The sequence below is a fragment of the Streptomyces sp. Tu6071 genome (genome assembly GCF_000213055.1).
Taxonomy (GTDB): domain Bacteria; phylum Actinomycetota; class Actinomycetes; order Streptomycetales; family Streptomycetaceae; genus Streptomyces; species Streptomyces evansiae.
On the sequence record NZ_CM001165.1, the window covers coordinates 699,823 to 709,637 of the forward strand.

The 9,815-nt window shown below is 74.7% G+C and carries 8 protein-coding genes; 2 read left to right on the plus strand and 6 right to left on the minus strand.

The window, feature by feature from the left end; translation table 11 throughout:
• Positions 1 to 57: 57 nt before the first annotated feature.
• The 6 genes from STTU_RS02925 to STTU_RS02950 all read right to left on the minus strand — a co-directional run bounded on the left by STTU_RS02925 (position 58) and on the right by STTU_RS02950 (position 6,297).
• A complete protein-coding gene (locus STTU_RS02925; RefSeq protein ID WP_007819671.1) occupies positions 58 to 273 on the minus strand; it encodes a hypothetical protein in 216 nt (71 codons plus the stop codon).
• 100 nt (positions 274 to 373) lie between these two features.
• Positions 374 to 2,239, minus strand: coding sequence for an ABC transporter ATP-binding protein (locus tag STTU_RS02930; protein WP_043257012.1), 1,866 nt, complete (start codon positions 2,237 to 2,239; stop codon positions 374 to 376).
• A 307-nt stretch (positions 2,240 to 2,546) separates the two neighbouring features.
• Positions 2,547 to 3,065, minus strand: coding sequence for a hypothetical protein (locus STTU_RS02935; protein ID WP_007819676.1), 519 nt, complete (start codon positions 3,063 to 3,065; stop codon positions 2,547 to 2,549).
• A 153-nt stretch (positions 3,066 to 3,218) separates the two neighbouring features.
• Positions 3,219 to 4,046 (minus strand): hypothetical protein, encoded by an 828-nt coding sequence (locus STTU_RS02940; RefSeq protein ID WP_043253913.1) that lies wholly within the window; start codon positions 4,044 to 4,046, stop codon positions 3,219 to 3,221.
• Positions 4,043 to 4,642 carry an ATP-binding cassette domain-containing protein gene (locus STTU_RS02945; RefSeq protein ID WP_420713569.1) on the minus strand — a complete coding sequence of 200 codons (600 nt, stop codon included), beginning with the start codon at positions 4,640 to 4,642 and terminating at the stop codon, positions 4,043 to 4,045. Before STTU_RS02945 ends, STTU_RS02940 begins: the two co-directional genes overlap by 4 nt.
• Before the next feature lie 338 nt (positions 4,643 to 4,980).
• Positions 4,981 to 6,297 (minus strand): wax ester/triacylglycerol synthase domain-containing protein, encoded by a 1,317-nt coding sequence (locus STTU_RS02950; RefSeq protein ID WP_007819683.1) that lies wholly within the window; start codon positions 6,295 to 6,297, stop codon positions 4,981 to 4,983.
• Positions 6,298 to 6,769: 472 nt separating this feature from the next.
• Here STTU_RS02950 and STTU_RS02955 point away from each other — a divergent pair, with 472 nt between their 5' ends.
• Together STTU_RS02955 and STTU_RS02960 are read left to right on the plus strand one after the other, a co-directional pair.
• Positions 6,770 to 7,993: an SDR family oxidoreductase gene (locus STTU_RS02955; protein WP_043253915.1), complete on the plus strand. Its 1,224-nt coding sequence runs from the start codon at positions 6,770 to 6,772 to the stop codon at positions 7,991 to 7,993.
• A gap of 107 nt (positions 7,994 to 8,100) precedes the next feature.
• Complete coding sequence (locus STTU_RS02960; RefSeq protein ID WP_007819689.1) at positions 8,101 to 9,684, plus strand: PfaD family polyunsaturated fatty acid/polyketide biosynthesis protein; 1,584 nt, start codon at positions 8,101 to 8,103, stop codon at positions 9,682 to 9,684.
• The last annotated feature ends 131 nt before the right edge of the window (positions 9,685 to 9,815 follow it).

The window sequence follows — 9,815 nt, forward strand, 5'->3', positions numbered from 1 at the left end:
TGCTACAGCATTCGTGTCAAGGGGTCGCTCACCGCCGGAGCGGGGGCGACCTGTGTTTCAGGGCCTGCGGTCGCTCCTGGGCGGGACGATCGCGTTGTGCACGAAGTGGGAGCCGTACTGGGAGCGGTTGGCCCGCACCTCGCGGCGGGCCTTCTCCTCCAGGCGCAGGCCCTCGGCGTGCTCCGTCCTGGAGTAGGGGCGCCACAGCACCTTGACGACGAGCGCGACGGCGAGGAGCACCATCGTTCCGAGCAGGATTCCGATCGTGGCCATGACGGGTCCCCCTGATCTCCCCCGCGTCCCCGAGGAGCCGCGTCGCACCCCCGTACGGGGTCACCCAGGGTATCCCCGGCCCGGAACCCCGGCAATCCCCTCAGCGCGCCCCCTCCTCCCCCGCCGCCTCCGGCGGACGGGCCGTCACCTGATAGGCGAGCAGGTCACGGAACTGGCCCGGACGCCGCGAGAGTTCCTCGTACGTGCCCTCCTGCACGATCCGCCCCTCGTCGAGCACCACGATCCGGTCCGCCACGGCCACGTTCGTGATGCGGTGCGTCACGAGGAGCACCACGCGCTCCCGCGCGAGCCCGCGCAGCCGCTGGAAGATCCGGTACTCGGCGCGCGGGTCGAGGTTCGCCGTGGGTTCGTCGAGCACGAGGAGTCCCGCCTCGCGGAAGAAGGCCCGCGCGAGCGCGATCCGCTGCCACTGTCCGCCGCTCAGCTCCTCTCCCCCGAGCCACTCGCGCGCGAGCAGCGTGTCGAGCCCCGCGCCGAGCCCCGCCACGACCTCGTCGGCCCCCGCCGCCTCGCACGCCTCGCGCACGGCCGCGTCCCCGCGCGGCGACGGCTGCCCGAGCGTGACGTTCTCGCGCACGGTCAGCGGCCACTGCGCGTAGTCTTGCGGTACGAGCGCGACGCGCCGCCACAGCGCCTGCGGATCGGCGCCCGTCGTCGGCTCCCCGTCCCACAGGATCTCGCCGCCGGTCGGCAGGTAGAGGCCGCTCACGAGCTTCGAGAGCGTCGACTTGCCCGAGCCGTTGTAGCCGACGAGGGCCGTGACCTCGCCGCGCCGCAGCGTCAGCGACACGTCGGTCAGCGCGTCGGTGTCCTTGCCCGCGTACCGGTGCGTCACGCCTCGTACCTCGATGGCCTCGGGCGCCCTCGGGTCCCGCTCGCCGCGCCGCATGCGGTGGCCGCCCGCGAGGTCCAGGAAGTCGCGCCAGTCGTCCATGTAGAGCCCGGTGCGCATGGCGCGCGCGCCGATCGCGACGAGGCCGCGCACGGACTGGCCCGAGGTCTGGAGCGCGAAGACCGCGGTGCCCGCGTGCCCCACGCTGATCCGCCCGGTCGCGAGGAGCACCACGACCGCGCCCCACACGAGCGCCGAGCCCGCGCCGCCGCACACCGCGCCCACGAGCGACATGCGCGCGCCCTTGTCGGCGGCGGCCCGGTCCTCGCGGTTGATCCGCAGGACCGTCTGCCGGTAACGGCCGCTCAGGAAGCCGGACATGGTCCCGGCCCTGATCTGGTCGGCCGCGTACCGCGTGTAGATGTGCCAGCGCAGCACCGAGAGCAGGCGCATGTCGCCGTTGTTGCGCATGTTGGCGAGGTAGCGCACACGCGCGGCGCTCACCTGGGCGAGCGCCTGCGGCAGGCTCGCGAGGACGAGCAGCGGCAGGAGCGCCAGGTGCACCCCGGCGAGCACGACGGCCCCCGCGACGAAGGAGGCCGCCGAGGCGATGAGGTCCTGGCCCTCGTCGATCAGCTCACCGGTCACCTGCGCGCCCCGGTCGGCCGCCTCCCGGTCGCGGTTGAAGGCGGGGTCGTCGTACGCGGCCAGCTCGACCTCCGCGCACGCCGCGAGGAGCATCTGCTCGGCCTCGCGCGACATGAGCGGCCCGAGCCGCGAGGAGAGCCACACCACGGTGATGCCGAGCAGGGCCCGTACCCCCGCGGCGGCGGCGAGCAGCGCGACGGACGGCCACGCGTCGAGCAGCCGCTCGTACACGTCCCCGCCGGTGAGCAGCGCGGTCAGCGTCCCGCTGATGGCCACGAGGCCCAGCGCCTGCATCACCCCGGCCCCGGCCTGGCACACGAGCAGTCCCACCGTCGCGCGCCGGTCGACGCGCCACGCGAGCGCGAGCGAGCGCCGTACGAGCACGGGCAGCCGACGAGCCATGTCCCGCATCCGGATCGTGCGTCCGGCGGCCTCCTTGCTGCCGCTGAGATCCACGTACCGCATGAGCGGGGTGGGAGCGGGGTCCGGCTCCCCCGTCCGCGCCTGCGGCACGCCCTCCCCGGTCGCCTGTGACACCTCGGCCAAAGCACCCTCCCGAAGCCCGTGCGCCACGAAGCGGCGCCGGCCGAGTCTGGCCCGGCGACCGGGGGCGCGGGCAGTGCCCGACGGGGTCGCGCGGAGGCAGTCGGCGCGGTGTTCACGCCTCCGCGCGCCCCGGCGGGGACGACGGGCGGCCCGTTCCTCGCGCTGAGCAGCGGCGGGGCCCTCGCCGCGCGGTGAGGGCCCCGCCCCGCCCCGTACAACCCCGGGGCTACCAGCCCGCCTTCGCGCCGTCGTACGCCTTGCGGCAGTCGGCGTTCGTGGCCTCGGTGGAGAGCTTCCGCATGGCGTTCTTCCACACCTTCTTGGCCACCTTCTCCAGTCCGCGCGTCTTCTCGGGGATCTGCGGCGCGAACTTCTTGAGCGTGCCGACGGAGGAGGCGGCGAACTTGACGCACGCCCCTCCCCCGGCCTTCTGGTAGCGGTTGTCCAGGTCCGTCGCCACCGCCTGCCCGTTCGCGGTGGCCCAGTTGTTCCACGCCGTGCAGGCGGGCTGGGTGAACGCTTCCTGGTCCGCCTCGCTCAGCGCCCCGACCTCGTCGAACAGCGCGGTCTTCGCCTTCTCGGGCACGGTGAAGTACGTGACGGGGAACTTGTCGAGCGTCTTCAGGAGGGCGTCCTGGCAGGCGGGCGGCAGGGGGGCGGCGTGCGCGGAGGGGGTGGTGAGCACGGAGGCGGAGAGGACGGCGGCGGCGAGAAGGGTGCGGCGGAGGGGGCGGCGAAGGGCCATGGCGGTGTGCTCCTTGGGGAGGGGTGGTGGTGCCCCGGCCGGGCGCGACGGTGCGCGGCCGGGACGTTCGCCGGTCGGGATGGGGACCGGTGAGATGTGTGCGCCGGTTGGTGCGGGACCGGTCGGGCGTGCGCCGGTCGCCCGCGTGAGCGGTCAGGGGCGGGCGGGGGCGGGGGTGGCCGGGGCGCCGTCGGGTGCGGGGCGGCGGGGTGCGCGGCGGGCGGGGAGCGCGTCGCGGGTGCGTCGGCGGAAGACGAGGAAGGCGCAGGACACGGCCGCCGCGCACCACAGGATCTGGATGCCCAGCCCCTGGAGGGAGGAGTCGGTCGAGAAGGCGGCGGCCATGCCCGCCTGCACCGCCCCGTACGACGGCAGGAAGCGTACGAGGGTGCTGTCGGAACCCGAGCTGGACAGCGGGTTCTGGAGGGCGACGTCGAGGATGCTGATCATGAGGATGGCGAACATCCCCTCCACCTCGTGCCGGAGGACCGATCCGAAGACCACGCCGAGCGCGCCGTACGTCAGGGCGGCCCAGAAGAGCGCGGCGGTGAGGAGGAGGGGCTGCCGGGGGGACCAGGCCAGGCCCGTGACAGCCGTCGCGTAGCCGGAGATCGCGGCGCAGACCAGGGTCAGCGCGGAGAGTTTGGCGAGCACGAGGTGGAAGCGGGGGTAGCCCGCCATCGCCAGGCGCCGGTCGAAGGCGCCGCCCGTGAACGTGGCGGCGAACATCATGAACCCGGCGATCAGGGTGACGGCGTTGAGCGCCCCGGTGATCTGCGTCAGGTGGTTGCCCGCGGGCGAGAGGACCTGCCCCGTGGCGCGGAGCCGGAAGGGCGCCGGGCGGTCGGGGATGGTGACGTAGGCGAGGGTGATCCAGGTGGGGATGTAGAGGGCCACGAGCAGCATGGCGAAGCGGTTGCGGGCGTGGCCGGTGAGCGCGTACCGGGTGGCGGTGGCGAACAGCGAGAGGTGTCCGCTCACGTCACCTCCCCCGCACGCGGGTCCTGGCGGGTCAGCCTGCCCTCGCGCAGGCGCCACAACTCGTCGAGCCTGCCCGCGTCGTAGGCCAGGTGCGAGACGACGAGCACGGAGCGCCCGGCGTCGCGCAGCGCGCCCGCGAGTTCCCAGAAGCGCAGGTAGGTCTCCCAGTCGAAGCCCTGGTAGGGCTCGTCGAGGAGGAGGACGTCCGGGTCGTGCATGAGTGCCAGGGTCAGGTTCAGTTTCTGCCGGGAGCCGCCGCTGAGCAGGCCCGCGCGCTCGTCGAGGTACTCGGTGAAGGCCAATGTCTCCAGCACCTCGTGGGCCCGGCGCAGGTCCGGGAGACGGAAGGCGGCGCGGAAGAGATCGAGGTGCTGGCGGACCGTGAAGGCGTCGTCGAGGACGACGGTCTGCGGGCAGTAGCCGAGGCTGCCCCGGCGCCCGACCGTGCCGCGATCGGGTCGCAGCTCGCCGGAGAGCGCCTTCAGGAGGGTCGACTTCCCCGCGCCGTTCTCGCCCACGATCCCGGCGAGCACGCCGGGGCGCAGGGCGAAGTCGATTCCGCGCAGGACGCGGCGCCGCCGGTAGGAGTGGTGCAGGCTGCCGACCTTCAGCAGGGCCCCGGCTCCGGGCGGGCCGTCGCGGCTTTCCGGCGGGGCGGCGGGTTCGGGCGGAGCGGGGGGTTCGGGCAGCGCGGGGGGTTCGGGCAGCGCGGGGGGTTCGGGCGAGACGGCTTCGGGCGGAGCGGGGGGTTCAGACAAGGCGGCTTCGGCCGGGCCAGCGGTTTCCGGCGGGGCGGCACGTTCGGACGAGGCGGCGGGTTCCAACGGGCCGGCGGTTTCCGGCCGACCGATGTCCTCCGGCCGGACCGAGCCTTTTGACCGGCCGGCGGTTTCCAGGAGGCCGCCGCGCCCGCGCCCGCCCTGGTGCGTCCACCTCATGCGGTGTCCGCGGGGGTGGTGGCCGCGTCGAGTTCCGCGACGGCCTCTTCCCACAGCCCGGGCAGGCTCTCCGCTCCCGGCAGCGCGCGGTCGGTCACGAAGGACACGTCCGCCCAGGTGCCGAAGAGCGAGAGGCCGACGCCGAAGAGGTGTCCGGGCAGGAGGAGCGGGAGGAGAGCGGTGCCCGTCACCGTGGTGCCGCCGAGGGCACCTTCCTCGGCGAGGGGCATCGAGGTGGCCAGGATGTCGGTGACGCGCGAGGAGAAGATCCCGCGCATGTACCAGGCGGTCGGGCGGTCGGGCATGAACCGCACCACGTCCTGCACGGCCTGCCGCCACGGCTCGGTCCGCAGCCGCGCGGTCGTCTCGGTGACCCGCCGCAGGCGCCACAGCGCTACGTCCCGCTCCTCGCGGCCCCCGGCCGCGGGCGCGGGGGCGCGCACGGGGAGGCGGAGCGGCAGGGCGAAGCAGCGGTTGCCCCAGGTCTGTTCCTCCTCCCCGCGCCGGGCGTCGAGGGGCACCAGTGCCGAGACGCGCGGCAGCGGTACGCCCGTCCTCGTCGACCAGGCGGACAACGCTCCGGCCAGCGCCGCGAGGTGGGCGTCGTGCGCGGAGCCGCCACGCGCGTCGCCGATCCGCCGCAGGGTGTCCAGGGGGACGCGGCCCCGCCACAGCCGCCTGTCGCCCGTCGGCGTGTACGGGAGGACCGGTCCGCGGCGACGGGTGGTGAACGCCGTGAGCGCGGCGCGCGCGGCGAGGCCCGCCGCGCGCGCGACCCGGGGCGGCGCTCCGCTGCCGGTGCGCTGCCGGGGCACGGGGCGGGCGGAGGGTTCTCCGCCGCTCAGCAGCGTGCGGAAGGCGAGCGCGGCGGCGGAGCCGTCCTGGCAGGCGTGCTGGAAGCGGTAGCAGATGGCGTATGCGTCGGGCGCGTGCCCGTGGACGAGCCAGATCCCCCAGCGCGCCCCGGCGGGGAAGGGCGCGTTGAGTGCCGTGTCCAGGGCGTGTTCCTCCTGGTCCGGGCCCTCGGCGACGGCCTCGTGGACGTGCCGTTCGACCGTGAAGTCCGCGTCGGTCACCCAGCGGGAACGCCGCGCCCCGCCCTCCACGCGGCTCGTGAAGAGCGGGAGCCGAGGCAGGCAGAGGCTCACGTAGGCGCGCAGTTCGTCGAGGGTCGGTGGGGGGCCGCTCAGGTAGGCGACGCCGCCGGAGTCCCAGCGCACGTCGGGGCGGGTGCGCTCCAGGTCGAGGAAGGCGCGGTCCACGGAGTGGGCGGGGTGGCGGAGGGCCGGGACGGAGGTGGTGGACGTGGGCATGGACGTTCCCGTTCTCGTCGGCCCGCGCGCTCCCGGGGGATGCGGGCAACCGTCCGATGGGGCCGGTGCGCCCGGCGCACCGGCCCGGTGCGTACCTCCTGGGTTATATCCGGCAGTTGTCGCGCCGGAACCCGTGCGCGCGGCCCCCGGCCGCTGTGACCATCGGTAAGGTGACGGGCCCGCGCTTCCCTCGCGCCCACGTCAGCCCCTGTGCGCGCCCTCCACGAGGGTGCCGCACCCCGCCGGCGGGGTTCACTCGAAAGGGTGGAGCGGGGGAGGCGGGCCGGGCGGGCGCCATCGCACCTTCCCGGACGGCCTGTTGAGCCGCTCGCGAGAACGGCTGTTCGTCACCTCCTCCACCTCGCGCTACGTCGTTCGGGTGAGTTGCGGGACGAGGGCTCCGCTCCCCTCGTCGTCATCTGCGACGGTTCTCCTCGCCACTTCCGCTTCGGAGCCCCTGGGGGTCCAGGCCGTGCATGTCGCCCTGACCGGCGCGACCGGATTCCTCGGACTCCGGCTGTTGCGCCGACTCCTCACCACTCACCCCTCGTTGACGGTCCTGACCCACGCGGGCTCGGGCGACGCCCTCTCCCGCATCACCAGGTTCTTCGCGCTGTCGGGCGCCCCGGAGGAGCTGATCCGGGCGCTCCCCGGCCGCCTGCGCGTGGTGGAGACCTCTCTGGAGGAGCCGCGCCTGGGGCTGTCGCGGTCCGCCTTCCGCGAACTCGCCGACAGCCTCGGCACGATCTGGCACAGCGCGGGCAGCATCAACCTCGAGGGCGACCTGGCACACCTGCGCCGCACCAACGTGGAGGGCACCCGGCACGTTCTCGACCTGGCCGCCGCCGGACGGCACGCCCCCCTCGTCCACCACGTCAGCACGGCCTTCGTGGCGGGGGCGCGGCGGGAAGGGGTCGCGTACGAGGACGAGCTGAGCGGCTCCCACGGCTTCGAGAACGCCTACGAGCGCTCCAAGTTCGAGGCGGAGAGGCTGGTACGGGACTGGTCGCGGACGCACGGCCGCCCCGTCCTCGTGCTGCGGCCGAGCATCCTGGTCACCGACCTGCCGCCGGACCCAGAGCTGCCCACGCACCCTTTGCAGGTCATCGAGCAGATCCTGCGGGACTCGCTGCGCACCACCGGTCACCAGGACGTCCCGGGCGCGGACCGGGCGCGGATGCGGATGGTGGGGCACCCGTACGGCCACCTGAACCTCATGCCGGTGGAGGAGGCGGCCGACGTCATGGTGCGGCTCTCCGAGCACCACGCGGCGAGGGACCCCGCGCCGGAGGTCTCCACCCGGGGGGCCACCAACCCGGGAATCACCACCACCCCGGGACCCACCACCCCGGAGGTCACCACCCCGGAGGTCACCGGGCCAGGATTCGCCACTTCGGGCGGCGTCGCCACGTACCACGTCGTCCACCACCACGACGTCCCCGTCCCGGCCATCGTCGCGCTCCTGGAACGGCTCGTGCCGCTGGACCTCGACGTCGTCCCCGAGCGGCCCGGGGACGCGACACCGCTGGAGGCCCTGATGGACTTCTACCCGGGCTTCACCTCCTACCTCCGCCACCGCCGCCGCTTCGACGACACCCGCGTACGGACCCTCTTCGGGGCCCGGCCCTCCGGGTACCGGGTGGATCTCGACTACCTGTGCGCGGGGCTGCTCCGCGGCCGGCCGGTGCGGGGCTGACGCGCGCCCCGGCCCTCCTGTCCCGCCCGGCAACGAGCGGTCCGGGAACGCCCGTCCCCGGACCCGTCCACGGAACACCACGTCACCAGCGCGCTGGGAGCCCGCCCTTGTCCGTCCTCGCCGGTACCGACCCCCACTCCCCCACCGCCTCGGCCTTCTCGCCGGAGGGCATCACCGCCTGCGCCCAGCGCGTCCGGGAACCCGCGCACGTCGTCACGGGCCCGGACGGCCGCGAAAGGGGGCTCGCCCCGGAGCCGCCACCCGGCACCGTGACGCTCGGCACCCTGCCTCCGCTGTACCCCGAGTGGCTCGGCGGACGGACCTTCTGCGAGGCGCACGGCGTGCGCTTCCCCTACGTGGCGGGCGAGATGGCCAACGGCATCGCCACCACGGCGATGGTCACCGCGATGGCACGGGCCGAGATGCTCGGCTTCTTCGGCGCGGGCGGCCTGCGGGCGGACGAGGTCGAGCGAGCGGTGCGCGCGCTGACGGCGGAGCTGCCGGACCGGGACAACTGGGGCGTCAACCTGCTGCACACACCGGCCGAGCCCGCGCTGGAGTGCGAGGTCGCGAAGCTGCTGCTGCGCCATCGCGTGCCGCGCGTCTCGGCCTCGGCGTACATGGAGCTGACCCCCGCCGTCGTGCTGTGCTCCGCGCGGGGGCTGCGCAGGGACGCCGAGGGGCGGGTGCTGCGCGCGCGCAAGCTGCTGGCGAAGGTCTCCCGCCCCGAGGTGGCCCGCGCCTTCCTCTCCCCCGCTCCCCCGCCGCTCCTGCGCGCACTCGTCTCCCAAGGCGAACTGACAGCCGAAGAAGCGGAGTTGGCCGGTCGCGTGCCGGTGGCCGATGACCTCACGGTGGAGGCCGACAGCGCCGGGCACACCGACAACCGGCCCCTCGCGGCCCTGCTGCCGCGCATCGCCCGGCTCCGCGACGAGATCGCCGGGCACCTCGGCTACCGCCAGGCGATCGGGATCGGCGCGGCGGGCGGGCTGGGCACGCCGGACGCGGTGGCCTCGGCGTTCGCGCTCGGGGCCTCGTACGTGGTCGTGGGCTCCGCGCACCAGACCGCCACCGAGGCGGGGCTGTCCGACGAGGCGAAGGCGATGCTCCGCGCGGCGGACGTCGCCGACGTCACCATGGCACCGGCCGCCGACATGTTCGAGTGGGGCGTCCGCCTCCAAGTGCTGTCCCGGGGAACGATGTTCGCGCGCCGAGCGGACCGCCTGTACCGCGCCTACCAGGAGCACGACGGGCTGGAATCGCTTCCCGCGCCCCTGCGGGCGGCGCTCGAACGGGACGTCCTCGGCGCCTCCCTCGACGAGGTCTGGGACCGTACGCGAGCCTTCTGGGAGGTCCGCGACCCGGCCCAGCTCACCCGCGCGCGGGCGGAGCCCAAGCACCGTATGGCGCTCGTCTTCCGCTGGTATCTGGGGAGTTCCAGCAAGTGGGCGATCGCGGGGGACCCCGCGCGCCGCGCCGACTACCAGATCTGGTGCGGGCCCGCGACGGGCGCCTTCAACCGGTGGGTGGCCGGCACCTTCCTGGCCGATCCCGCGCACCGGTCCGTGACCCAGATCGCGCTCAACCTCCTCGAAGGCGCGGCGGTGCTCACGCGCGCCCACCAGGCCCGCACCTACGGCGTGCCCGTCCCGGCCGCCGCGTTCGCCTACGCGCCGCGCCCGCTCGCATGAGGGCGAACGGCGACGTACCGGCGTCCGCGCGCACGACGGCGGACGAGGGCGTACGGACCGCGACGCCCGAGGGCGTACCAGCAGCCGCGCCCGACGAGGCACCACCGGGCCCGCCCCACGGCGTACCGGCA

Excerpts from the sequence above, each read along its gene's own strand:
- STTU_RS02935 (WP_007819676.1), bottom strand. The coding sequence starts at position 3,065 with ATGGCCCTTCGCCGCCCCCTCCGCCGCACCCTTCTCGCCGCCGCCGTC.
- STTU_RS02950 (WP_007819683.1), bottom strand. The coding sequence starts at position 6,297 with ATGCCCACGTCCACCACCTCCGTCCCGGCCCTCCGCCACCCCGCCCAC.
- STTU_RS02925 (WP_007819671.1), bottom strand. The coding sequence starts at position 273 with ATGGCCACGATCGGAATCCTGCTCGGAACGATGGTGCTCCTCGCCGTC.
- STTU_RS02930 (WP_043257012.1), bottom strand. The coding sequence starts at position 2,239 with ATGCGGTACGTGGATCTCAGCGGCAGCAAGGAGGCCGCCGGACGCACG.